Raw genomic sequence first — 24,230 nt, forward strand, 5'->3', positions numbered from 1 at the left:
GCACCAGTCTGACAGACACCACTGCGAGCAGCGCCGGTCGCGGCGGCCTGCTCGGGGCTGTGGTCATCAGCGGGCGTGCACGTGGTCCGTCTGCTCGTCCTGTTCGTCTCCAGGAGGCGGCAGCGTGCAGAAGAACTCGGCCACGAGGCCGCCGACCAGCAGGATGATCGCACTCACCGCCGCGACGACGGCCAGCCAGATCGCGTCCGACCCGGCCGGCACCGGACGAGTCAACACGTAGACGACGACGCCGATGCCCGTGCCGGTGAGCAGCGCCCCGACGAGGCTGCACGCCTTCGCGAGCACGGCGATGCGCATGGCCCGGAACGGATCCACGTGCACCTTCACCTTGCTGCGCACCGCACGCCGGATCGGAATGGCCAGCAGCACAACGATCACGCCGATCGCCACCAACGTGATCGACAGCGACACCGGCGGGATCAACATCGACGTCCCCGCCGCCACGAGCAGCACCTCGAGCAGGTATCCGACGGCGATGCCGACGATGCCGAGCGCGATCAGGGCGGCCGCTGCGGTGCGTCTCACGACCGGCTCCCCTCGCCCGAGCCGTCCGGCTCGGCATCCGAGGATCGACCTACGGCTTCAGCCCCGGCCCCGGGTCCGGTTCCGGAATCGGCAGATGCGGATGCCCGCACTCGCTCCAGCAGCACGTCCACCCGTCCCAGCCCCGGCAGCTCGGCATCCGGGTCGACGTCCAGCCACGGTGCGAGCACGAACTCGCGCTCTGCGGCGCGCGGATGCGGCAGCACGAGCGTCTCGTCGTCCACGTACCTGCCGCCCATCGCGATGAGGTCGAGGTCGAGCGTGCGGTCGCCCCAGCGCTCTACGCGCACGCGCCCGTTGGCATCCTCGATGCGGTGCAGCTCGTCGAGGAGCGCGTGCGGATCCAGCGCCGCGGAGATGAGCGCGATGCCGTTGAGGTAGCGCGGGGCGTCCTGGTCGACGCCGTCCAGCCTCAGCGCCGCGGTCTCGTGCAGGGACGAGACGGCGTCCAGCCGCACGCCCGGAGTGGACGCGAGGTCGTCGAGCGCCGCTCGGATCGTGGCCTCACGGTCGCCGAGGTTGCTGCCGAACGCGACAACGGCGGGCTCGAGGGGCCGCATCCGCTGCGGTTTCGGTGCGACCGGGCTCATAGCGCCTGCTCCTGACCGGACGGCATCTCGCCCGGCGTCTCGTCCGGCTGGGTCGTCGCATCGGAGCGTCCGAGCGCGCCGGCCGGCGCGGTCGTGCCATCGGCCCATGCGCGGTCCCTCACCACGGTGACGGCCACGTCATCGAATGGCACGGAGATGGGTGCGCTCGGCTTGTGCACCGTCACCTCGACGTGCTCGACAGGGAACGACAACGCGACCCGTGCCACCCGCTCCGCCACCGTTTCGATGAGGTCGACGGGATCGGATGCCACGGCCTCCGCGACGGCCTCCGCCAGCTCCCCGTAGTGCACGGTGGCCGCGAGCTCGTCGCCGCGCGCGGCGGGAGCCAGGTCGAGCCACGCGACGACGTCGATGACGAAGTCCTGACCCTGCTCGCGCTCGAAGTCGAACACCCCGTGGTGGGCGTGCACCCGCAGCCCGCTCAGCGTGATGCGATCGGCGTTCATCGGATGCCCCTCCCGCTTTCCGTACCCATCGCGGCGGATCCGCCGTCCCAATGCCGCACGACGTCCAGCGCGATCCTGGTGGACACCACATCGTGCACGCGCACGCCCCACACGCCTTCCCTGGCGGCGAGCGCAGCGACGACCGCGCTCGGCAGGTCGCGGTCCTGCGGTGTCGCTCCGTCCCACATCAGGTCGGACAAGAACCGCTTGCGCGAGGCTCCGAGCAGCACCGGCAGGCCGGCGGTCTCGAAGTCGCGCAGGTGCCGCAGCACATCCCAGTTGTGATCCGACGTCTTCGCGAAGCCCAGCCCAGGGTCGACGATGATCCGTTCCGGCGCCACGCCATCGGCTTCGAGCGCGTCGACACGACGGAAGAGCTCCTCGCGGATCTCGCGCGCGGCATCCGTGTAGTGGGCCAGGTCGTTCATCGTTCGGCTGTGTCCACGCCAGTGCATCACGACGTAGTCGACGCCACGGTCGGCGACCAGGGGTCCCATCGCCGGGTCGGCCAGACCGCCGGAGACGTCGTTGACGAGCTGCGCTCCCGCGTCGACGGCTGCTCTGGCAGTCTCGCTGTTCATCGTGTCGATGCTCACGCGGATGCCGCGCCCCGCCAGTTCCCGCACCACCGGCAGCACGCGCTCCAGCTCAGCAGGAACGGGCACGCGCTCAGCGCCCGGACGGGTGGACTCACCGCCGACGTCCACGATGTGCGCGCCCTGCGCGGCGAGCTCGAGGCCATGTGCGATCGCGGCATCGGTGGATGCCCACCGCCCGCCGTCGCTGAACGAATCCGGCGTCACGTTGAGCACGCCCATGATGAGGGTCGTCTGGCCTGCGAAACTCACTGCAAGCCCCTGCCGATGAGGGCGATGAGCTCGGCTCGCACGACCGGGTCGCTGAGCTCGCCGCGGCTCGCGATCGTGACTGTCGAGGCATCCGTCTGGCGGGTGCCGCGCGTCGTCACGCACGCGTGCCTCGCGTCGAGCACCACGAGAACGCCACGCGGATCGAGGCCCTCGACGAACGTGTCGGCGATCTCCTCGGTCAGCCGTTCCTGCACCTGCGGCCGTGCAGCGAGGATCTCCACCACCTTGGGCAGACGGCCAAGACCCACCACGCGCTCGCGCGGAAGGTACGCCAGGTGGGCGACACCGGTGAACGGCAGCAGGTGGTGCTCGCACATCGAGCGGAAGTGGATGTCGCGCAGCAGCACCGTCTCGGCGTCGCTGTCTCCGAGCGGAACGGTGTCGCGCAACGGCTCCGCCGGATCCAGACCGAGCCCGCCGAAGAACTCCTCGTAGGAGTCGGCAACGCGCGACGGAGTCTGCGCGAGCCCCGGACGCGCGACATCCTCGCCGATAGCGGCGAGGATGTCGGCGACGGCCGCTTCCACACGTGCGCGGTCGATAGCCATACAGCTATTGTGCCGGGGCTACGCGGTGGCCGGGCGCGGGTTGATCTGGCGCGAACGCTTCGGGGTGGGAGTCGAGTCGATGTCGCCGTCGACGACACCCTCGTCGATGGGCGCGGTGGCCGGCTCGGGGAAGGCGATCGGCGGGATCCCGGGGGACACGCGGTTGTCGGCCGACACCCATTCCGGACGCTCCGGGAGCTTCTTCACGTTCTTGAAGATCTCGGCGATCTGGTGGTGGTCGAGCGTCTCCTTCTCGAGGAGCTCGCGCGCCAGGGTGTCGAGGATGTCGCGGTTGTCGTTGATGACCTGCCAGGCCTCGTCGTGGGCCTTCTCGATCAGCGTGCGGACCTCGGAGTCGACCTTCTCCGCGATGTTCTCCGAGTAGTCGCGCTGGTGACCCATGTCGCGACCGAGGAACATCTCGCCGGAGGACTGGCCGAGCTTGACGGATCCGATGTCCGAGCTCATGCCGTACTCGGTCACCATCTTCCGTGCGATGCCGGTGGCCTTCTCGATGTCGTTGGAGGCGCCGGTGGTCGGGTCCTTGAAGACGACCTCTTCGGCCACGCGCCCACCCATGGCGTACGCGAGCTGGTCGAGCAGCTCGTTGCGCGTGACGGAGTACTTGTCCTCGAGCGGCAGCACCATCGTGTAGCCGAGTGCCCGGCCGCGCGGCAGGATCGTGATCTTCGTCACCGGGTCGGTGTGGCGCATAGCAGCGGCGGCAAGCGCGTGACCACCCTCGTGGTACGCCGTGATGAGCTTCTCCTGGTCCTTCATCACGCGGGTGCGGCGCTGCGGACCGGCGATCACACGGTCGATGGCCTCGTCGAGGGCACGGTTGTCGATCAGCTGGGCGTTGGAACGCGCGGTGAGCAGCGCGGCCTCGTTGAGCACGTTGGCCAGGTCGGCACCCGTGAATCCCGGGGTCTTGCGAGCGACGACCTCGAGGTCGACGCCTGCAGCCAGCGGCTTGCCGCGTCCGTGCACCTCGAGGATCTTCTTGCGACCGAGCAGGTCGGGCGCGTCAACGCCGATCTGGCGGTCGAAACGACCGGGACGCAGCAGCGCCGGGTCGAGGATGTCGGGGCGGTTGGTGGCGGCGATGAGGATGACGTTGGTCTTGACGTCGAATCCGTCCATCTCCACGAGCAGCTGGTTCAGCGTCTGCTCGCGCTCGTCGTGTCCTCCGCCGAGGCCCGCGCCACGGTGACGGCCGACTGCGTCGATCTCGTCGACGAAGATGATGGCCGGAGCGTTCTGCTTGGCCTGGTCGAACAGGTCGCGAACGCGGCTTGCGCCGACGCCGACGAACATCTCGACGAAGTCGGAACCCGAGATGGAGTAGAACGGCACGCCCGCCTCGCCCGCGACTGCGCGAGCGAGCAGCGTCTTACCGGTTCCGGGAGGGCCGTACAGCAGCACACCCTTGGGGATGCGCGCACCGACCGCCTGGAACTTGGCCGGCTCCTTCAGGAAGTCCTTGATCTCCTGCAGCTCCTCGATGGCCTCGTCGCTACCTGCGACGTCGTCGAACGTGACCTTCGGGCTCTCCTTGGAGACGAGCTTGGCGCGCGACTTGCCGAACTGCATGACCTTGTTGCCACCACCCTGCATGCCGGAGAGCATGAGCCAGAAGAAGGCGCCGATCAGGATGACCGGGAGCAGGATGCTCAAAGCGGAGAGCCACCAGCTGGGCTGCGGAACCTGATCGTCGTAGCCCTTGGGAAGATTGGCGTCCGTGACGGCCTTGACCACCTCGGCACCGCGAGGAGCCACGTAGTAGAACTGCACCTGCGTGCCGTTGCTTCCGTCGGCCTCCTTGAGCGAGAGGTCGACGCGCTGGTCGGTGTCCACGATGACAGCCGACGAGACCTTGCCGTCCTTCAGAAGCTCAAGACCCTGTTCCGTCTTGATCTGCTTGAAGCCCGACATCGTGATCAGGCTCGAGCCGATCCACACGATGATGACCGCGAGCACGATCCACAGGATGGGGCCACGGAAGATCTTTTTCAGGTTCATGGTGAAGTCAGGGTACCGCCACGCTCCTGGAGGCCGTCTGCGTGTTCGCCCTCGGCGTGCACTGTGCTTCCTGTGCGCCGGTCACTGCCCTGCGCACCGCTGTCGGCCTCGCGACGAAACGAGTCCGGCGACGTGCACGCCGCCGACTCCAGGAGCGGCCCACGTCCGCCTCGGTGCGACCTGCGTCCTGCCTGCGGCACGCACGCCGTCGGAGTCGACGGCCACCCCCTCGTCCACCGCGTGGAAGACCGCGACCGGACCCCGCGCCCGACAGTATCCGCGAGGAGCGGACGGTCAGCTCTCGTACACGTGCGGAGCGAGGATGCCGACCGACCGCAGGTTGCGGTAGCGCTCGGCGAAGTCCAGCCCGTAGCCGACAACGAAGTCGTTCGGGATCTCGAATCCGACGTACTTCACATCGACCTCCACCTTGGCGGCGGCCGGCTTGCGCAGCAGTGCGCAGATCTCGACGGATGCCGGTCCGCGCGAAAGCAGGTTCTCGCGCAGCCACGAGAGGGTCACGCCCGAGTCGATGATGTCCTCGACGATGAGCACGTGCCGTCCGGCGAGCGCCGCATCGAGGTCTTTCAGGATCCGCACCACACCGCTGGACTTCGTGCTCGCGCCGTACGAGCTCACGGCCATCCAGTCCATGTTGATCGGGATGCTGAGCGCCCGCGCCAGATCCGCCATCACCATCACGGCGCCCTTGAGCACGCCGACGAGCAAGACGTCCTTGCCTGCGTAATCCGAGTCGATCTCCGCTGCCATCTCGGCGAGCCGAGTCTGGATCTGCTCCTCCGTGACGAGAACCGTCGTGAGGTCGCCTTCGATGTCTTCTGGCAGCATGCGTCCATCCTCGCATGCGCGCTGGAGCCGGGACCCAAGGTCATTTCCGGCCCACGCCGCGGCGCTCCTCGCGCTCGGCCGGACAGCGGAACGATGCCGCCGGACGCGCTCAGTGCTCGTGGGGCAGCACCGTCGTCGACCCTGTCGTGGAGAAGACGACGTGACCACCGGATCGTGACGCGCTGATCCCACCTGGCAGGTCGAGCGCCTTCTGCCCGTGCCAGTCGGTCACCAACCTGGCCACGGCGAGCACATGAACGCGCTCCAGCGCGACGCCGAATTCGCTCGACACGACATAACGGATGATGCGGTTGCGCAGCGCAGGCGGATTGGCCTCCAGCGCACCGACCGACACGGCGATGCCGGCCTCGGCCGGCGCGCAGATGTCCTCGATGACCTCCTCGATCATCTCGTCGAACGCCTCGGCATCCTCGCGGAGCTGTTCAGCTGTGCGCGCGAGCGCTTCGGCAACACCCGGACCGAGCTCACGCTCCAGCGCAGGCAGAACGTTCCGTCGCACGCGCACGCGCGTATAAGAGGGGTCGAGATTGTGCGGGTCGTCCCACGGATCGAGTCCGGCATCCAGGCACGCCTGCCGCGTCGTCGCGCGCCGGATGCCCAGTAGGGGCCTCAGCACAGATCCGGCCTCACTCGCCATCCCCTGAAGGCTGGCGGCGCCGGACCCGCGGGCAAGCCCGAGCAGAACGGTCTCTGCCTGATCGTCGAGCGTGTGGGCGATCAGCACCCGCGTCGCACCGGTCTCGGTCAGCGCCTCGGCGAACGCGGCGTATCGCGCATCCCTGGCGGCGTTCTCCGGACCCCCGCCGTCGACCCCCTGAGCGACACGAACCCGCTTGACGACCGCGGGGGCCAGGCCGAGGGCGACCGCCTGCGCACGCGCGCGGTCCGCGGTCTCGGCGGACGCATCCTGCAGCCCGTGGTCCACGATGACGGCGCCCACCCGGATGCCGGCTCTCGGCCCCTCGAAAGCAGCACCGGCCGCGAGCGCGAGCGAGTCCGGACCCCCGGAGAGCCCCACCAGCACGAGGTCACCCTCTGCGACTCCCGCGGATGCCAGACCTTCCCGCACAGCGCGCCGGATGTCCGCGATCGGCGGTGTCAGCCGCGGGCGACGTTCAGCATCGGTCACGTCTCCACGCTACGGCCTGCCGTGCGCTTCCGTACCTCGGGCGACGCCGGGCACCGGCCGAGCGGATGTTGTCCGGGCATTCACGGTGACGGCATCCGGAGAAGCGCGTGGGCGGGGTGCCCAGTGCCCACGGGTAGATTGGATGCGCATGTCTGCGGCGGTGACGCGTGTGTCCGGCCGCTTCGGACATCCCATCAGCCATCCCGCACATCCACCGAATGAACTGGAGCACCCATGGCCGACTACGACGCGATCATCGAGATTCCGCGCGGAAGCCGCAACAAGTACGAAGTCGACCACGAGACCGGACGGGTGTTCCTGGACCGCGTGCTGTACACGAACTTCAGCTACCCGACCGACTACGGATTCTTCGAGAACACGCTCGGTGAAGACGGCGATCCGCTCGACGTGCTCGTGCTGCTGGACTACCCGCTGTTCCCCGGTGTCGGCGTGAAGGTGCGCCCGGTCGGCGTGCTCCACATGAGCGACGAGGCAGGCGGCGACGACAAGATCATCGCCGTGCAGTACAAGGATCCGCGCTGGTCGCACATCCAGGACGTCGACGATATCGCCGAGTACACGAAGAAGGAGATCCAGCACTTCTTCGAGCACTACAAGGACCTCGAGCCCGGCAAGTGGGTCAAGGTGGACGCCTGGGGCAACGCGGCAGACGCCGACCGGCTCGTGCAGGAGGCCATCGCCCGCCTCGCCGAGCAGGGTCACTGAGACCGCCCGTAGCGCCCCTGGTGGCGCGGAGACCGAGTAGAGCAGCGCTCGCCGCCATCGCGGCGAGCGCTGCTCTCGCTCTGCTCTCGGGATGCTCCGCGGCCCAGGACGCGCCGCCGCCCACGCACTCGTCTGCGCACACCGCGACCGGCGCGACGCCCGTACCTTCCATCGACGCCGCGGCGCTGGATGCCGAGCTGAAAGGCATCGAGTCTCACTACGGCGCGCGGGTAGGCGTGCAACTGATCGACACCGGCACTCGCATCTCGTTCGGATACCGAGCCGACGAACGCTTCGCGCTCGACTCCACCGCCAAGCTGCTCACGTCTGGCATGCTGCTGAAGGAGGCCGACGACGCGCGCCTCGCTACGGTCATCCCCTACGACGGCTCCGAGCTGCAGTCCTACTCGCCGATCACGTCGCAGCATGTGCAGACGGGGATGACACTCTCCGCCCTCATCGCAGCGGCTCTGCAGTACAGCGACAACACGGCCGCGAATCTCCTGTACGACCAGCTCGGCGGGCCTGCCGCCGCCCAGGATCGGCTGCGCTCCTGGGGCGACTCCGTCACGAACCTCGACCGGATCGAGCCGGACCTCAATTCGGCGCTGCCGGGCGATGCTCGCGACTCGTCGACGCCGGCACAGATGGCGGCGAATGCGAAGGCGCTGCTCATCGGTGATCGGCTCTCGAGCTCCCGCCGGCAGACCCTGGTCGACACGATGCTGGCGAACACCACAGGGGATTCCTTCATCCGCGCGGGGGTCCCATCCGGCTGGCGGGTCGCGGACAAGACCGGCAACGGGGGTTACGGTTCGCGGAACGACATCGCGGTGCTCTATCCGCCCGACGCCCGACCGATCGTGCTGGCGATCTACACCACCAGAAGCACAGCGGATGCCGCCTCCGACGACGACCTCATCGCCACCGTCACACGTGCGGTCGTCGGTGCCCTGCCGAACGGATGATCCGCTGCGGCACATGACACGGCTCGTCGCCGCGCCGCGGATCGAGCGGGACGCGCCTCAGGCGGACGGCCTCGCCACGTACGGATAGGGAGATCCCCACAGACTCTCGATCGCCAACGGCTCTCCATAGTCCCGTGCGGCGATGATCTGGTTGCCCCCTAGGTAGATGGCGTCATGGTAGAAGCCGCCGTCGTACCAGAAGATGATGTCGCCACGTTGGCGCTGGCTCAGCGGAACCACCTGACCGCGCGACTGCGCCGTGTAGAACTGGTCGGAAACGCTGTGCGAGCCGACGTAGATCCCGGCCGCACCGTAGGCCGCCATGACGAGGCCGGAGCAGTCGTAGTAGACGGGTCCCGCGCCGCCGAGATCGTACGGCGCTCCGATGTGCGCCGTCGCATAGGCGATCGCCGTCTCGACCGCACTGCTGTTGGGCGCTCCGACCGATCCGCCACCCCCCGAGGGTGCAGAACCTCCGCCGCCGCCCGATCCACCGGACGAGGTACCGCCCGACGAGCCGCCTGCCGACCCTGGCGAGCCACCCGCCGCCTGAGCGGGTGGCGGCGGTGGCGGAGCCGACTTCGCGGCGTCCTCCGCGGCCTTCGCCGCCACACCGACGGCGTACTGCTGCGCCACCTGTTCGGACGTGTTCTGCAGCGACGCCAGCTGGGTGACGAGTTCGGCCTGCTTCGTCTGCTGGGTCGCCAGAGCCGCACGAGCCGCTGTTGCGGCATCCTTCGCCTTCTGCAAGGCGGTGGCCGCGGCATCCGCGAGCTGTTTCCTCGCCTTTTCGGCTGCTGTCGCCTGGTCGGCGATCGACGCTGCGGCGTTCTTGTCACTGAGTGCCTGGCGGTAGATCGTTGCGGATTGCTCCGTCAGCTGGCTCATCGCACTGAGCTGGTCGAGCAACTGATCGGATGCGTCGGCGTCGCCACCGGAGAGGAACAGGTTCACCGAGGAGTCGCCGCCGGACTTCGCCAGATGGGATGCCAGCAGCCCCGCCCGCAGAGCGGACGCCTTCGCCGTCTTCTCCGCCGCCTTGGACTCCTTCTGCAGGTCGTCGGACTTGGCCGTGGCGTCGTCGAGCTTGCCCTTGGTGACGAGGTACGCCTCCGCGGCGAGGTCCGCCTGAACGCTTGCGGCATCCGCCTGCTTCTGCAGATCGCCGATCAGGCCGGTGATCTTGTCGACGAGCGCCTGCTGGTCCGCGACGTTCCGCTTGGCCTGCTGCACGTCGTTCCAGTTCGGATAGTCGTCGGCGTGCGCGGGCGGCACAGCGATGCCGATGGCACCGGTCATCACACCCACTGCGGCGGCGCCAAGGGACAGCGATCCGAGCCCGAAGCCGGACGTGCGGTGCTGCGGATGCTCGCCCCCATCGTCTTCGATGGGTGGATCTGCAATGGGATGCCCGGCAGGACCCCACGCAGAGGTACGTGCCCGCTGGCGGCGCTGTGCCTGCAGGATGTCGTTCTCACGGCGCAGACGTTCTTCCGCCCGCGCGCTCTCGTTCGGCGATTCGGTTGCCATATCGCCCCCCGCGATATTTTCAGCCGAGCGGGGCTCCCCGATCAGCCATGAACGGGATCGGATTGATGGCGCTCCCGTCGTTCCGCACCTCGAAGTGCAGGTGACATCCTGTCGAGTTCCCGGTTGAGCCCACCCTCGCGATCGGCTCCCCCGCACCGACGTTCTCGCCGATGCTCACCATGATGCCTCCTGACACGATATGTCCGTATCCGGTGGAAATGCCATTTCCGTTGTCCAACAGGACGAAGTTCCCGTACCCGCCGTTCGGACCCGCCCACGTGACGACACCGTCGTGAGCGGCGTAGATCGTGTTGTTGCAACCCGCCCCGATGTCCACGCCTTCGTGGTAGGTCGTACAGCCGGAACAGGGCGCGACTCGGTATCCGAAGTAGTCGGTGATCGGACCGCTCGCCGGTACCGCCCAGCCCTGTGGTCCGACGTGTCCACCCTGTCGTGCCGCCGCCGCGGCGGCCTCTTCCGCCTTGCGGCGCGCTTCGACGCCGGCCTGGTAACCGGCGACGGTCGCGGTCGTCGTGTCCTGCAGCGCCTTGAGCTGCGCCTCGAGGATGACGGACTGCGCCTGCTGCGCCGCCAACGCCGCTTGCGCGGCCTGTGCTGCGGCGATGGCCTTCTTCAGCGCGGCATCCGCTGCGGATCGCAACTGCTCGCGCTCGTGGAACGCGGCCGTTGCCTGGTCGCTCATGGATTTGGCCGTGTTCCGCGCCTGCGCAGCCTGCTGGTACACGCCGCTCGTGTTTTCGACGAGCTTGGAGGCGGATCCGAGGTGGTCGAGCAGCTTGGCGGCATCCTTCGGATCCTTCGATCCGCTCAAGAAGATGTTGGCCGACAGGTCGCCCCCGCCGGTGCGGTAGAGCTCCGCGACGAGGCGTCCAGCCTGGGTGGTCGCGGCATCCGCCTTCTTCGTCAGTTCGGATGCCTGAGCCTGCATCGTCTGCGACTTCACGTCGGCCGCGTCGAACCTCTGCTGGGCCAGGTTGAACTCGTTGCCGGCAGCGACGGATGCGGCCTGGGTCTGCCCGACCTGCGCCTGCAGGCCCGCGATCAGGCCCTGGATCTTCGTGACCTCGGCCTGCGCCGCGGCCTCGTTGGCCTTCGCTGCCTGCACGTCGGCCCAGCTCGGGTAGTCGTCAGCATGAGCTGGAGCGGCGACGCCGCCCACCAGCACGACAGCGATGACACCGACCAGAATCCGGCTGAGAGCACCGACAGCGGACGCGCGCGACACTCCTCGAAAGAGCGCGCGTCGTCGCGTGCTTTCGTCTGGCGTCATGGCGCTCGTCCTCGGGTGGGTCGCGGAGTGTCCGTCGGGCGGTGTGCTTGAGCGACTGTACCCCTGGGGTGACGGGGGTTCGGCACATTCTCGGGGGTGGCGGGAATCGACGTGCGGAGGGCGACTCGCCCGGGGTGCGCGGCCGCATCCGCTCGGTTTGGCAATCGCCGAGGGGTCATCTAAGCTAAACCCTCGGAAGTCAGCGCCGTGAGCGTGGACGGCCCCATCGTTTAGTGGCCTAGGACGCCGCCCTTTCACGGCGGTAGCACGGGTTCGAATCCCGTTGGGGTCACGCTATGATTGTCTTCCGAAACATAAAACTGAACACACCATATGGCCCTGTAGCGCAGTTGGTTAGCGTGCCGCCCTGTCACGGCGGAGGTCGCGGGTTCAAGTCCCGTCAGGGTCGCTCTGGAGAAGCCCTCCTTCGTGGAGGGCTTCTTTTCCAGTAGGCGTCTTTCGGATGCCATGGCTCTGTAGCTCAGTTGGTAGAGCGTTCGACTGAAAATCGAAAGGTCACCGGATCGATGCCGGTCGGAGCCACCAAGTAAAACCCCCGATCCCACTGGGAATCGGGGGCTTTTTTGTCTCTGCCTCGGGAGTCCCTTGGAGTCGTTTGACTACACTTTGACTACACCTGAGTGATACGCACCAGCGTTCATCTCGACTGCAACGGCGTCACGGTGATGGTCGAAGTGGTCGGCGTAGACGTCGAGTGTCATCGTTGCGGGGCGCGCCTGAACATTTGTTGCACCGACTTCACGTTTACTCCCGTTGACGCTGCGGGGGACGCAGCGGTGTGTCGTAGGTCGTGAGGAGTCAGCCTTGAGAAAGTCGGGTCCTTCGCGCAAAGGAGCCGACACAATGCGGGGCGCGATCGCGTAATCGCCGACCGCGCCCAGCCCGCATTCAGCCCTCCAGACACCACCTGCCGCCGCGACTCGGCGTAAACCCGGTCGCGCCCAAAAGCGCTGTTGGCTCCTGCGGGGGCAGACTCCCTCGCAACAGAATCCCTAGGAGCGATCAGACAGCGAGTTTGGTGTTCGGGTCCGAACAGCGGCGTCGTCACTCACAGTGCCTTCAGTTCGAAACGATTTTCAGAACGTGCCTGTGCCACACCAAGGGATTGCCACTCTCATCCGCTGTGATCGCATGCACCTTCAACACGATGATGTCGTGGTCCCCGGCTGGGTAGGCATGCTCGACAGAGCACTCGAGCCAGATCGGGGCATCGTCCATGAACAAAGCGCCGGACTCCGTCACCGTATGACCCACGCCCGTCAGCCTGTGAAGACGGTCGCGTGACGCGAGCTGCCTGATGATGCCGACATGGCGCTCGCCCAGGATCGAAACACCGATCACCGGCGCTCCAGCAAGCACCGGCCAGGTGGTCGAAGTGCGTTGCACAGCGAAGGAGACCATCGGTGGTTCGTGAGAAACGCCAACCGAGAACGACGAGGCGACCATAACCAGTGGCACGCCCGACTGGATCGCCGCAATAGCCGCTATGCCAGAGGGAAAGCCTTCGAAGGCCGCGCGCATTCGTTTCGGGTCGCTGACGAAACCGACCGCCATGCTCATGGTCGTCTCTTCGTGACGCACGTGGATTGGTCCCGCCCGACGTCGAAGAACGCGAATGTGCATTGGTTAAATGCACGGAAGTGCCGCCATCGCCCTACGGCCACTTCTAGACTCCGGCCACTCGCGAAAGGCTCTTGGTTGTATCGAAGTACCCGGCAGGCCTGGCTAGCCCGAAGTGATCCCGGAAGGTGTGGCTCTCATATGTTCGCCGATAGATTCCACGGCGCTGCAGTTCGGGCACCACTTGATTTGTGAACCGGTCCAGCTGGTCCCAGAGCCCGGGCGACTGCACGTTGAAACCGTCGGCCGCCCCTGTGCTGAACCACTCTTCGAGCTCGTCGGCGATCGCACTCGCCGTGCCTACGACAACCGGGAACCCGTCGATGATGGCCGAATAGAGCAGGTCTTTTACCTTTGCTGCCCTGAGGCCGGCGACGGTACGCCCGGTGCGCTCGAAGACGAGGTCAAGCAGATGCCTGCCGTAGCCGTCGAACTCGTCGGCGAGTCGCTCTGGCAGATCCGATTCAAGCTGAAGCGACGTAAGGTCCACGCCGATCTTGGCGGAGAGTGATCCCAGGTTTCGCGTTCCGTACTCCAACGGGGCGCGACCGGCCGGTCCCGCGGCGAACTCCGCCCAGTAGGCGGCGTCGCGACCGCCCCAGACGATGTCGTCGTCGAGGGGCAGGTAGGAGTTCAGCTCGTCGTAGAAGGCGATGGCGGCATCCCTGGTGTCCCCGATGATGGGCGTGATGCCCGGGAGGAAGAAGACTGCCTGAGGGTCGCGGCCGGCCTCGGCGACACGGGCGCGGACATCCTCGTTGAACGCGATGGACTCGGCGATCGTCTTCGGACCCGTGAAGTTGATATCGCCGTGCTTCGCGGTGAGCTGCCGCGAGAGCTCGGATGCTCCTGCGTAAAGGAGAGGCGGGTGCCCCTGCGGTGGCCGGCGCAGCGGCAGCGTACCCTCCACACTGAAATGCTTGCCCCGCCAGTTCAGCCGATGGATCTTGCCGTCGTCGACGAAATGGCCGCTCTCCTTGTCTTGGATGTAAGCGTCGTCTTCGATGCTGTCCCACAGCCGCTTGACCAGCCCGATGAACTCGTCAGCTCGTTCGTAGCGGCTCTCTCCGCCGAGGTCTGGCAGGCTGAAGTTGCGGGCAGCAACGTCGGAGGCTCCTAGCACCACGTTCCAGGCCACCCGCCCGTTCGAAAGGTGGTCGAGCGATGCGCTCAGCCTGGCCAGGATGTACGGGTCGTAATAGGTGGGATGTGCCGTCACCACCAGCCCGATGTCCTTTGTTTGCAACGCGAGCTGCGACGCGAGTGTGAACGGCTCGAGCCGGCCCGTGTTGTGCGTCGTGCGCCACTGCTCGCGCACGATGTCACCCGGCAGCGTGTCGCCTAGGAAGAAGAAGTCGAACTTGGCCTGCTCCACCGTTTTGGCTGCTCGCAGCGCGTACTCGAAGTCGAATGCGCCGTCGGCTGGAGCGTTCGGCAACCGCCATCCGCCCCAGTGGGTGCCGTTCACCCAATACATGTAGCCCAGGTGGAGCTGTCGCTCTGCTTTTGCGTTCATGCGTCTCTCGTTTCGTGTCTCTGCATGCATGTTCGGAGGCTTCTCTCACGCGCTCCGACGGTCAGCTCAGGCCGAGGTTGTCTTCCAGACGAGTCGACTCGTATTCGGTGCGGAAGATGCCCCGACGCTGAAGTTCGGGCACGACATGGTCGACGAAGAAGTCGGCCGGGCCGCGATGGTACGGCGGGAAGAGTTGCACGCCGTCGAGGACCTCCTCTTCGAGGTGCTCCTCCAACCAGTCAGCGAAACCGATCGCGTCGCCGACGTATCGGCCCTGTCCCGCCTGCCGCTTCTGCATCGCGGCGAAGAAGTCCCGCACCGTTAAGTGCTCGTCGTCGCCAAGGGCAGCGAGTACGTCTCGCACAACATCGACGTTGGAGTGGCGCCTCTGCCTCGACGGCTGTGTCGGGTAGCCGTTGACGGTCGGGTCCTCGGCAGCGACATCCCCGTTGTCCAGAAGTGCAACGAGACGGTCGGGATCAATTCCCTCCGCGCCGAGCGCGACAGCCAACGGGACATCGGCGGCAAAGCGGTCAGCGGTGATCCCGAGTGATTGGGCGAGCACGAGCGGCAGCTCGACCTCACGTTGATAGTTCAGGATCTGGCGATACTTTGCCCGGGCCTCCTGGACCGTACCGCCAAGGTAGAACGTGACGCCGGGAAGAATGAGGAAGGCATCCGGATCGCCGCCCGCCGCCGCGACACGGGCCTTGTGCTCCGCGTAGTGCTTCTTACCGGCCTCCAGTCCGAAGTAGGGCGAGAACCTGGCCTGCGCGTACTTCGCTCCGTACTCCAGCGACTCCGGAGAAGTCCCGACGTGCACGTTCGGAATGTGTCGCTGCACTGGCGGTGGCACATTCAGCGGCCCTCGCACCCGGAAGAACTCGCCTTCGTAGTCGATCGGATGCCAGGACCCGGGCCTGATCAGAATGCCGTCCGCCTTGTTGTCCAACAAGAGGTCGTTGTCCCAACTGTTGTGCAGCAGCGCGTAGAGGGCTTCAGTGAACTCTGCGGCTCGCCGATACTTCGACTCCTGGTCGGGCAGCGGGTACCCCTCAAAGTTCTCGACCGGCCCACCCTGACGATCGATGCCGAACACAACGTTGATGGCAGTACGCCCCTCGCTGAAGCGGTCGAGAGTGGCCAGTTGACGCGCGACGTGGAACGGATGCTCGAACGACGAGTTGTAGGTGAGCAGGAATCCGACGTGATCGGTGCGCGCGGCCGCGTGGCCGGCGAAAACCGCACTGTCCCAGCGGAAGACGCGGTTCAGCACGTCGGGCTCCGACGCGAGCGAACTTCCGGCGAACAGGTAGTCGAGCTTGCCGCGTTCAGCGGTGATGGCGAGATCCGAGATGACGCTTGGGTCAGTGAGGCCACGGTTGTTGGACTCGGGTAGGCGCCACGCATCCTGGTCCCAGCCCGTGCCGTATGCGGCAAGCCCGATTCTGAGTCTCTTGCGCTCTGCAGCCATCTGTCGGCCTTCCTGTCATACCGGTGAGTGTCATTGCCTTGACAGGCTAGATAACGTGCAAGTTGTACTGCGTTGTCGTGCGAAATCTACGGTCATGCCCATGCACATTCCGTAACGTTGCTGGCCATTGATACAAGAACCTCCATACGCTGACCGGCGTTCACCTCATCCGCCTGACACGTCTCGGAGCACCCATGGCCCCCAGCGGCATCCTTCCTTCCGGCTATCGCACGCTCGGTTCTACCGGTCTCGTGGTCTCGGAGCTCGGCATCGGCGCCAGCACGTTCGGCCGCTCGGGTATGAAGGCGACATCGGCCAAGCAGGTTAACGGCATCGTGGATGCAGCACTCGAGCTGGGTGTGACGTACTTCGACCTCGCCGAGCTTTACGGCGACAGGCCAGGACTCAGCGAGGAACTCTTCGCCACTGCGCTGCGGGGACGGCGCGACGAGGTCGTCATCGGAACCAAGTTTGGCGGCGCGCTCGGCGGCGCGCTCGGTCCGTCGTTCGCGACCGGCGGTTCACGCAAATACATCGTGCGTGCCACGGAGCATGCCCTGCGCCGGCTCGGCACCGACTACATCGACCTGTACCAGATCCACTTCCCCGATCCGCTCACGCCGATCGAGGAGACGCTGTCCGCTCTCTCCGATCTGGTGACTGCCGGCAAGGTGCGTTACGTCGGGGCCTCCAATTTTCCGGCCTGGACGCTTGTCGACGCCGACCACACAGCACGGGCGAACGGTTGGTCGCGCTTCGCGTCGACGACCGACGAGTACAACTTGCTCTGGCGGCGCCCCGAGCAGGAGTTGATCCCTGCGCTGCAGCACATCGGCGCGGGCTTCATCCCCTATTTCCCTCTGCAGAACGGTCTGCTCACCGGCAAATACTCGCGGGATTCGGCACCGGAGGGCGCCAAGATCACGAACCTGAAGCGTCACCTGCTGAAGGAGGCCCCGTGGGATGCGCTCGAGCGCTTCGTCGCGTTCGCCGATGCACGCGGGGTGTCGCCGGCATCCGTCGCTCTTGGCTGGCTTCTCGCGCAGCCGACCGTCTCCACCGTCATCGCCGGAGTTACCGGCCCGGAGCAGGTACGTGCCAACCATGCCGCGGCCAAATGGCGACCGACCGTCGATGAGGAGGCGGAGCTGCGCAGCCTCTTCGAGGGCGATCTCTCCGGCGGGCCGGGCAAGGTCACCGCCGACTGAGCGACGGCTCTTCGCGCGATCCCGCACGACAACGACGAGCATCCCCATCACAGCAACGAAGGAGACGGCCATGGCAATCGACCAGACGGCGGCAGCCCTGCCGCAGTTCGACGCCCCACGTGTGGCACGAACCCGTTCCGACAGCAGGCGCTTTCGGCTGACGCGACGCACGACGGCCATCCTGATCGGCCAGGTGGCACTCGTCGTGGTCATTCTCAGCGTCGTGGAGTGGCTCGTGGACAGCGGAACGGTCGACCCCATCTACCTCGCATCGCCCAGCCAGGTGATCGCGAACCTACCGAATCTCGTCGTTGAGCAGAACCTCTTCGGCAACCTGCTCGTCACGCTCGGGGAGGCCATCGCCGGTGTCGCTGCAGCCTTCGTGCTCGGCGTGTCGACCGGCCTCTGGATGGGTCTATCGCTGTCGGCAAACCGATTCCTGAACCCGTTCGTCGCAGCGGCGATGGCCGTGCCGAAGGTGACGATCATCCCGCTGCTCACGCTGTACTTCGGCATCGGCGTGCTGCACAAGGTGGTCATCGTCTTCCTCTTCGGCTACTTCCTATTCGTCTACAACACCATCGCGGGCATCCGCCAGGTGCAAGAAAGCCACGTGAAGGTGGCACGCGCATTCGGCGCGAGCCGTGGCCAAGTGGTGACCAAGGTGATCCTCCCGTCGGCTGCAGCTTCGATCATGGCGGCCGTGCGCGTGGAGACCGGCACGGCACTCGTCGCCGCGCTCTTCGCCGAGATCGTCGCCTCCAAGGCGGGTCTCGGAAACCTGCTCAACCGGGCGTTTGGCCTCTATGACACACCGTCGATCTTCGGACTGGTGCTCGTCATCACGATCGTCTCCGTGCTGCTCATCGCGGCCGTCAACCTGCTCGAGCGAACAGTGCTCCTCAAGTGGAAGCACCAGTGACGGCGGCGGCGACGCATCCATCCGTCGACCACACGCACCCCCATTCCCGCATCACACACGAACCGAAGGAACTGCAATGACCAGCACCATCTCGCGCCGCACGCTGCTCGGCGGCGGTCTCGGCGGCGTCCTCGCCCTTTCCACTTTCGCGCTCACCGGATGCTCATCGGCGGCCGCCGAGAACGGCTCGGGCTCGGCATCGGGCAAGCTCGACACCATCACGCTGGCTGACCCGTCGTCGACGTACACGCAGCTGCCCATCTTGTACGGCGAGCAGAAGGGCATCTGGGCGAAGCACGGTCTCCAGCCGAAGTTCGAGACGCTCGACTACAACAGCCAGCTGTCTGCGGTGGCCAGCGGCGACCTCCTGTTCGCGTTCGGCGCGACGACCTCGTTCTTGCAGGCGGCGCAGAAGGGGTCGCCGATACGGCTTGTGGCCTCGGCGTTCCGTAGTAAGGGTCCATACTGGCTCATCGCCAAGAAGGGCATCAGCAAGATCAGCCAGCTGAAGGGTAAGACCCTGGGCACGGGCGGAGCCGGATCCGCGATGGAGACATACGCCAAGGTCATCCTCACGGACAACGGACTCGACCCGGCGAAGGATCTCACCCTCGTTCCCGGCGGATCCACGGACCAGACCCTCTACACCGCCGTGAGGACTGGACAGGTGGATGCAGTCATGATCCACCAGCCGTACGCAGCTCTCGGCGAGCTCGACGGCATCACGACGACGCTCGCCCGCGGCTGGGAGTATCTCCCCAAGTACCACACCGGTGCACTCATCTCCGGCACGTCCACGATCACGAAGAGCCCCGACGTCCTGAAGCGTGCGCTGGCCGCGTACTTCGAGATCTACACCTACACAAGGGCTCACGAGTCCGCCTACATCCCATGGCTGCAGAAGCAGCTTAAGACCATCGATCCGCGAGCGGTCAATGCGGCGATCGAGCAGGAGAACGACATCTGGGACAGCAACCCGGCGATCGACCTCACAGCCATCAACGAAAGCCAGAAGATCGAGGTGGCAGCCGGGCACCAGACATCCGTCTTCGACCCGAAACCGTACATCGACACCGACCTGATTCCACAAAAGTATGTGAAGCCGTTCTCCTATCCGACCGCAAAGCCAACGGAGGGATGACCGTGGCCGACAGCACATCCGCGCGGGCTTCCACGTCAGCGTCGGGGAGCAACCCGAACGCCGCACAGGAGATCGCGTTCGAGGTCGCCGGTATCGGCAAGACGTTCCCCGGCAACCCGCCCGTCGTCGCTCTCGACAACATCGACCTGCGTGTCGAGCGCGGAGAATTCCTCGTGCTCCTCGGACCGAGCGGATGCGGCAAGAGCACCCTGCTTGAGATCCTCTCTGGGCTCCAGGAACCGACCGAAGGCACTGCCACGTTCAACGGGTCGCAGATCCACGGCCCGAGCCCCGAACTCGGCGTCGTGTTCCAGGATGCCTCGCTCTATCCCTGGCGGACCATCGCGCACAATGTGGAACTCGGCCTCGAGCTCAAGGGAACCCCGACAACAGAACGGCGTGCCATTGCTGCGGACACGCTGGCATCCGTAGGCCTCGCCGGATTCGAGCGCAAATACCCGCACCAGCTCTCGGGAGGGATGCGCCAGCGCGCCGGGATCGCACGCGCACTGGCCACCCGGCCGGAAGTGCTACTGATGGACGAGCCATTCGGCGCCGTCGACCACCTCACTCGCATTCAGCTGCAGCACGAGCTGCTCTCGTTGTGGGAGAGGGACCGCAAGACAGTCGTCTTCGTCACGCATGACGTGGGCGAGGCTGTGTTCCTCGCCGACCGGATCGTCGTACTGTCCCCACGGCCGGGTCGTGTCTACCGACAGATCCAGGTCGATGCCCCGAGGCCGCGGCAACGCGGCGACCACCAGCTGCTGGACCTCGAGGCGGCGATCTACGGAATCCTGCACGAGCTCGGTGCCGACAGGCTCGGTACCGACGGCCTTGCCGGCCCGGCCTCCGCGGACGCCAGTGGTGACGACCGACTCGCAGCAGATCGGTCCGAACGGGAGGTGCAGAACGCATGAGCACACGCGAGACCGCGTTCATCTCAGCGGACGACCTCCGCTCTCTGCTTGGCCGGAACGAGCTGGTGGTCCTCGACGTGCGCTTCCAGCCGGTCGAGGGAGCTCAGCCCGCCGAATACGCGGCAGGACACATCCCCGGCGCCGTGTTCGTCGATCTGCCTGCGGAGCTCGCTGGTCCGGGCGGCGGAAACGCTGGACGATATCCGCTGCCTGCCGTCGAGCTGTTGCAGGCATTCGCGCGACGCTGGGGCGTGAGTGCTGACAGCACGGTCGTCGTCTACGACGACAGGCAGGGTCTATCCGCCGCTCGCGCTTGGTGGGTGCTCACCTGGGCTGGCGTCCCCGGTGTTCGCGTGCTCGACGGCGGGTATTCCGGATGGCTGGCCGGCGGCAATCCGTCCAGCACCGCCGCGCATGTGCCCGCCACCGGCGACGTGACGCTGTCGCCTGGTCATCTAGACGTGATCGGCGAGGACGACATCGACCACCTCATTGAGGGTGGCGTGCTTCTCGATGTACGCAGCCCGCGCCAGTACGAGGGCGATCCAGACAAACCCGCGACCGGGCACATCCCTGGCGCCGTCAATGTGGACTCGAGGGGCAACGTAGACGAACGCGGACTGCTCTTGGCCGAAAGCGAACTGCGCGAACGCTACGGTTCCGTCGGCGCAGACGGAAACACACCCATCGCCGCCTACTGCGGTGGAGGTGTGGTCGGCGCCCACACCGTACTCGTGCTCAGCACACTCGGCCTGCGCGCCGGACTCTATCCCGGATCATGGTCGGCGTGGAGCACCAACTCCCACAACCCGATCACGACCGGTCCGCTGCCCTGAACGTATCTGCCCAGAAATCATCTCTGCCCTGAACTGCGCGACGAGAAGGAACGACAATGACCATTCAGCTCCGCCGTTATCAGCTGCGGCCAGGAACCCTGCCCACGTGGGTCGAATACTGGCGCAGAGACGTCGCTCCCCTGCGCCGGGAGTTCGGCTTCGGCATCCGATTCGCCTCCGCCGACCACGCGAACGACCAGTTCGTCTGGGCCCTCGAGTTCGACGGCACCCCCGAAGAACTCGCGGAACAGGATCGCCTCTACCACGCATCGCCACAATGGGCGGAGCGGAACGACGACCAGAACATACCGCTGATCGACACCACAATCGCGGTCATAGAGGACGTTACGGTGGCCGCCCCCGGGTTGCTGAACGCTGAGGCGAACCTATAGAAGTGCTATATCCGCACCGTATAATTCGTACGCCACAGTCGCGACGGATACCACGGCTACGCGACCCACACTGCATCATCGACACCGGAGGGGCGTCATGGCCTTCGAACGCAAGTACAGCGACGACCTGCGCAAGAAGTCAGTCGAGCGGGTCTTCGAGCGACGACGTGCCGAGCCACACAACCGTGCCATTCTCCGCGAAGTCGCCGAGGAGTTCGAGGTCGGTCCGCAGTCCCTTCGCCAGTGGGTCGCGCGCTACGACGACGGCAGCTATGGCTATGACGATCCGGTGCCGACGCATCGGTCGTACGGTTCATCATCGCGTTCGGAACTCCTGGCCCGCGTGCTTGAACTGGAGCAGCAGGTTCAGACGCTCGAAGAGGACAACCGTGCGCTGACCAGGGTCGCGTCCCTCTTCGCTGGACAGCTCCGAGGGGTTGATGCGTTGTCCGACGGACGGAGCGCCATACAAACCACCGGATACCCCGTCGCACTCCATTCGTAGTCTTTCTCAACACTTGCGCGGGCGGACGCCCCGCCGCTTAGCCTCAACCCGAACAGGCCCGTCCGATGGGTTCGGGCCGGCACCAGGAGGCGAGGCGCATGATCAGCGACCCGGACGATGACCGCGTCATCGTCGCGAGCCACGTGCACGGCGCAATGACCGACGTGCGCGGCCGATATGTCATCAGTGGGGCCGACTTCGAGCTTGTCACCGACGGATCCGTGCGCAGCGGCGGTCGCGGGGAGGCGGCGAGCTCGCTCGACCTTCTAGTAGCCTCCCTCGTCTCCTGCGCCCTCAACGCATTCCGCTACGACCTCGTGCCGCCCGGACGCCCGGAACGGTCAGTGGAGATCTTCGCTCGCGTAGAACGCGACCTCACCGCGGACTCGCTAGGCACGCTCATCCTCGAGTGCTTCTTCGACGACGTCGACTCGATCACGGCCGAAGACCTCGTCGACCAGTACAAGAGACGGTGCCGCATCTACGCGGCGGTCAAGGACAGCCTGCCCATTGTCTTCATTCCACATGTAACGCGGGCCTGACATGTCACCCCGGCTCGGACCTGCTGCACAAAGCGAACTACTCATCTCGGCCAGCGAAGCGATGACCGCGATGAGCGAGTTGGTATTCGTCGAGATCGCACCCTGGCGCGCGATGACGGTGTCGCCTGACCCGATTGAGGGCAGCATTCCCGGGGCACGATTAGCTTCAGTCGCCACGGACTTTGCCGGCACACCCACGCCAACGAGCGGCCGCCTCCCACTGCCGGACGCCGAGAGTGTGACCGCGCTCGTCGCATCGTGGGGCGACACTACGCCGGAACAGCCGATGCCCTTCGACGTGAGCCACGCGCCAATCGTCGTATACACGCGGCGTTGCGAAGAGTTCTCGTCATCAACCCGAGCCTGGTTCACGCTGCTCCAGTCGGGAATCGGGCACGTGCGGGTATTGGATGGCGGCCTCCCCGCATGGGCCGAAGCCGGAGGGCCGCTCGGCGACAGCATTCACTCGGCTTCCGGATCGGCAAGCGATCGACCGTCCGTGCCGCGACGAGACGGAGCACATGACTCCGTGGCGACCAAGCCTCCCTTCGACGTCCTCGACGTCGAAAAGGTTCAGTGGGTTGCCGCCACGGGAACCCTGCTCGACGCACGCCCGGAGGCCGCCTACAACGGAACCGCGGACGTAGAACGCAGCGGCCACATTCCTGGGGCCCGAAACGCACCGATGACCGAACTCCTGGATCCACGAGGGCGGCTCCGCGACGCTACCTGGCTACGCCGGTGGTTCCTGGCTCGCAACGCTGTTGGGCGGCATCAGGTGGCCGCATACTGCGGAGGCGGCGTCGCAAGCTCGGCACTAGTGTTCGCCGGAGCGACGATCGGACAGCGGGTCGACCTTTACATCGATTCGTGGTCGGCATGGGAGCGGGATCTAACACTCCCCGTCGAGAAGACCTCAGGCCCAGCGACTGCGGCTCGTGGGTTCACCGACTGTTGAGGCCCCGCTCCGCGGGTCTCGAAGGAACGATCACAGTCCAGGGTCACTGCACCCGCGCATTCACGGAAGTTGACCCCATCACCGGTCCGACGGCGGTCCGATTCCGTGCAATTCCTCGCCCAGCCTGGCCCTATTGAACCAAGCCCGTCCGCACAGTCGCTACTCGAACTAACCATGTCAACGAGCCCCTTCGTTGCGTGGATTGTCGCTGCTCACACCATCGATGCCCTGAAAATCGAAGGTTCACCGGATCGATGCCGCACGGGGCGACAATAAAGGCCCGCGATCCCACTGGGAATCGGGGGCCTTTATGGTCTCTGCGTCACAAGCTGCTAAGGCCGCTCGACTAGATCCGAGTGCGACACACAAGCGTTCAAGGCGACTGCAACGGCATCAAGGTCATCGTCGAAGAGGTCGACATCGACGTCGAGTGTCATGGCGGCGGAGATGTGACCCAGCTTTGTTTGCACGGACTTCCCGTTCACTCAACCCAGCAGTGTGTCGCTGATCGTGCGGAGTGCGCCGGGAAAGGTCGGACTCGGATGCCGAAGTCACCCGCGCGAGTCTGCCGCCCCGTCCGGCGACACCGTGGTGATCCGAC

The 24,230-nt window shown here is 66.1% G+C and carries 24 protein-coding genes and 3 tRNA genes; 14 read left to right on the forward strand and 13 right to left on the reverse strand.

Going from position 1 to position 24,230, the window contains the following annotated elements; all coding sequences use genetic code 11:
• Positions 1-66: 66 nt before the first annotated feature.
• From HII28_RS09270 to tilS, 8 genes are all read right to left on the reverse strand, one after another.
• Positions 67-546: a DUF3180 domain-containing protein gene (locus HII28_RS09270; protein ID WP_170025145.1), complete on the reverse strand. Its 480-nt coding sequence runs from the start codon at positions 544-546 to the stop codon at positions 67-69.
• A complete protein-coding gene (gene folK, locus HII28_RS09275; protein WP_170025146.1) occupies positions 543-1,154 on the reverse strand; it encodes a 2-amino-4-hydroxy-6-hydroxymethyldihydropteridine diphosphokinase in 612 nt (203 codons plus the stop codon). The genes HII28_RS09270 and folK overlap by 4 nt, the downstream gene beginning before the upstream one ends.
• Positions 1,151-1,621, reverse strand: coding sequence for a dihydroneopterin aldolase (folB, locus tag HII28_RS09280; RefSeq protein WP_170025147.1), 471 nt, complete (start codon positions 1,619-1,621; stop codon positions 1,151-1,153). The genes folK and folB overlap by 4 nt, the downstream gene beginning before the upstream one ends.
• Positions 1,618-2,469 carry a dihydropteroate synthase gene (folP, locus tag HII28_RS09285; RefSeq protein ID WP_346769250.1) on the reverse strand — a complete coding sequence of 284 codons (852 nt, stop codon included), beginning with the start codon at positions 2,467-2,469 and terminating at the stop codon, positions 1,618-1,620. Before folP ends, folB begins: the two co-directional genes overlap by 4 nt.
• Entirely contained in the window at positions 2,466-3,038 is a 573-nt protein-coding gene (gene folE / locus HII28_RS09290; protein ID WP_170025148.1) for a GTP cyclohydrolase I FolE, read from the reverse strand. Before folE ends, folP begins: the two co-directional genes overlap by 4 nt.
• 18 nt (positions 3,039-3,056) lie before the next feature.
• On the reverse strand, positions 3,057-5,060 hold the full coding sequence (gene ftsH, locus HII28_RS09295) for an ATP-dependent zinc metalloprotease FtsH (protein WP_170025149.1): 2,004 nt from the start codon (positions 5,058-5,060) through the stop codon (positions 3,057-3,059).
• Between the two features lie 294 nt (positions 5,061-5,354).
• Positions 5,355-5,909 (reverse strand): hypoxanthine phosphoribosyltransferase, encoded by a 555-nt coding sequence (hpt, locus tag HII28_RS09300; RefSeq protein WP_170025150.1) that lies wholly within the window; start codon positions 5,907-5,909, stop codon positions 5,355-5,357.
• A 109-nt stretch (positions 5,910-6,018) separates the two neighbouring features.
• The gene (tilS, locus tag HII28_RS09305; protein WP_170025151.1) at positions 6,019-7,059 is read right to left on the reverse strand and encodes a tRNA lysidine(34) synthetase TilS; all 1,041 of its coding nucleotides are present in this window, start codon (positions 7,057-7,059) and stop codon (positions 6,019-6,021) included.
• Between the two features lie 234 nt (positions 7,060-7,293).
• Between tilS and ppa the strand changes: the two genes are divergently transcribed.
• Together ppa and bla are read left to right on the forward strand one after the other, a co-directional pair.
• Positions 7,294-7,785, forward strand: a complete 492-nt coding sequence (gene ppa, locus HII28_RS09310; RefSeq protein ID WP_170025152.1) for an inorganic diphosphatase — start codon at positions 7,294-7,296, stop codon at positions 7,783-7,785.
• Positions 7,786-7,805: 20 nt separating this feature from the next.
• Positions 7,806-8,753 (forward strand): class A beta-lactamase, encoded by a 948-nt coding sequence (gene bla, locus HII28_RS09315; RefSeq protein WP_170025153.1) that lies wholly within the window; start codon positions 7,806-7,808, stop codon positions 8,751-8,753.
• A 57-nt stretch (positions 8,754-8,810) separates the two neighbouring features.
• Here the strand turns inward: bla and HII28_RS09320 are convergent, their stop codons facing one another.
• On the reverse strand, positions 8,811-10,283 hold the full coding sequence (locus HII28_RS09320) for an NlpC/P60 family protein (protein ID WP_240977286.1): 1,473 nt from the start codon (positions 10,281-10,283) through the stop codon (positions 8,811-8,813).
• 19 nt (positions 10,284-10,302) lie between these two features.
• On the reverse strand, positions 10,303-11,574 hold the full coding sequence (locus HII28_RS09325) for a M23 family metallopeptidase (protein ID WP_170025154.1): 1,272 nt from the start codon (positions 11,572-11,574) through the stop codon (positions 10,303-10,305).
• A gap of 219 nt (positions 11,575-11,793) precedes the next feature.
• Here HII28_RS09325 and HII28_RS09330 point away from each other — a divergent pair.
• The 3 genes from HII28_RS09330 to HII28_RS09340 all read left to right on the forward strand — a co-directional run bounded on the left by HII28_RS09330 (position 11,794) and on the right by HII28_RS09340 (position 12,120).
• Positions 11,794-11,866: transfer RNA gene (locus tag HII28_RS09330), tRNA-Glu, on the forward strand.
• A gap of 43 nt (positions 11,867-11,909) precedes the next feature.
• Positions 11,910-11,983: transfer RNA gene (locus HII28_RS09335), tRNA-Asp, on the forward strand.
• Positions 11,984-12,044: 61 nt separating this feature from the next.
• A tRNA-Phe gene (locus HII28_RS09340) sits at positions 12,045-12,120 on the forward strand.
• A gap of 534 nt (positions 12,121-12,654) precedes the next feature.
• Here the strand turns inward: HII28_RS09340 and HII28_RS09345 are convergent.
• The 3 genes from HII28_RS09345 to HII28_RS09355 all read right to left on the reverse strand — a co-directional run bounded on the left by HII28_RS09345 (position 12,655) and on the right by HII28_RS09355 (position 16,205).
• Positions 12,655-13,155: a flavin reductase family protein gene (locus HII28_RS09345; RefSeq protein WP_240977288.1), complete on the reverse strand. Its 501-nt coding sequence runs from the start codon at positions 13,153-13,155 to the stop codon at positions 12,655-12,657.
• 106 nt (positions 13,156-13,261) lie between these two features.
• Positions 13,262-14,731, reverse strand: a complete 1,470-nt coding sequence (locus HII28_RS09350) for an NtaA/DmoA family FMN-dependent monooxygenase (protein WP_170025155.1) — start codon at positions 14,729-14,731, stop codon at positions 13,262-13,264.
• A 61-nt stretch (positions 14,732-14,792) separates the two neighbouring features.
• Positions 14,793-16,205, reverse strand: a complete 1,413-nt coding sequence (locus HII28_RS09355; protein WP_170025156.1) for an LLM class flavin-dependent oxidoreductase — start codon at positions 16,203-16,205, stop codon at positions 14,793-14,795.
• Between the two features lie 194 nt (positions 16,206-16,399).
• Between HII28_RS09355 and HII28_RS09360 the strand changes: the two genes are divergently transcribed.
• The 9 genes from HII28_RS09360 to HII28_RS09400 all read left to right on the forward strand — a co-directional run bounded on the left by HII28_RS09360 (position 16,400) and on the right by HII28_RS09400 (position 23,629).
• Positions 16,400-17,413: an aldo/keto reductase gene (locus HII28_RS09360; protein ID WP_170025157.1), complete on the forward strand. Its 1,014-nt coding sequence runs from the start codon at positions 16,400-16,402 to the stop codon at positions 17,411-17,413.
• 70 nt (positions 17,414-17,483) lie between these two features.
• Positions 17,484-18,335 (forward strand): ABC transporter permease, encoded by an 852-nt coding sequence (locus HII28_RS09365; RefSeq protein ID WP_170025158.1) that lies wholly within the window; start codon positions 17,484-17,486, stop codon positions 18,333-18,335.
• Between the two features lie 76 nt (positions 18,336-18,411).
• Positions 18,412-19,476, forward strand: coding sequence for an ABC transporter substrate-binding protein (locus HII28_RS09370; RefSeq protein WP_170025159.1), 1,065 nt, complete (start codon positions 18,412-18,414; stop codon positions 19,474-19,476).
• Complete coding sequence (locus HII28_RS09375) at positions 19,473-20,396, forward strand: ABC transporter ATP-binding protein (RefSeq protein WP_170025160.1); 924 nt, start codon at positions 19,473-19,475, stop codon at positions 20,394-20,396. Before HII28_RS09370 ends, HII28_RS09375 begins: the two co-directional genes overlap by 4 nt.
• Positions 20,393-21,232 (forward strand): sulfurtransferase, encoded by an 840-nt coding sequence (locus HII28_RS09380; protein WP_170025161.1) that lies wholly within the window; start codon positions 20,393-20,395, stop codon positions 21,230-21,232. Before HII28_RS09375 ends, HII28_RS09380 begins: the two co-directional genes overlap by 4 nt.
• 56 nt (positions 21,233-21,288) lie before the next feature.
• Complete coding sequence (locus tag HII28_RS09385; RefSeq protein ID WP_170025162.1) at positions 21,289-21,624, forward strand: NIPSNAP family protein; 336 nt, start codon at positions 21,289-21,291, stop codon at positions 21,622-21,624.
• Positions 21,625-21,721: 97 nt separating this feature from the next.
• Positions 21,722-22,129 (forward strand): hypothetical protein, encoded by a 408-nt coding sequence (locus HII28_RS09390; protein ID WP_170025163.1) that lies wholly within the window; start codon positions 21,722-21,724, stop codon positions 22,127-22,129.
• A 98-nt stretch (positions 22,130-22,227) separates the two neighbouring features.
• Positions 22,228-22,671 carry an OsmC family protein gene (locus tag HII28_RS09395; RefSeq protein WP_170025164.1) on the forward strand — a complete coding sequence of 148 codons (444 nt, stop codon included), beginning with the start codon at positions 22,228-22,230 and terminating at the stop codon, positions 22,669-22,671.
• 1 nt (position 22,672) lies between these two features.
• Positions 22,673-23,629: a rhodanese-like domain-containing protein gene (locus tag HII28_RS09400; RefSeq protein ID WP_170025165.1), complete on the forward strand. Its 957-nt coding sequence runs from the start codon at positions 22,673-22,675 to the stop codon at positions 23,627-23,629.
• The last annotated feature ends 601 nt before the right edge of the window (positions 23,630-24,230 follow it).

The organism is Planctomonas sp. JC2975, from assembly GCF_012985205.1.
Lineage (GTDB): Bacteria > Actinomycetota > Actinomycetes > Actinomycetales > Microbacteriaceae > Humibacter.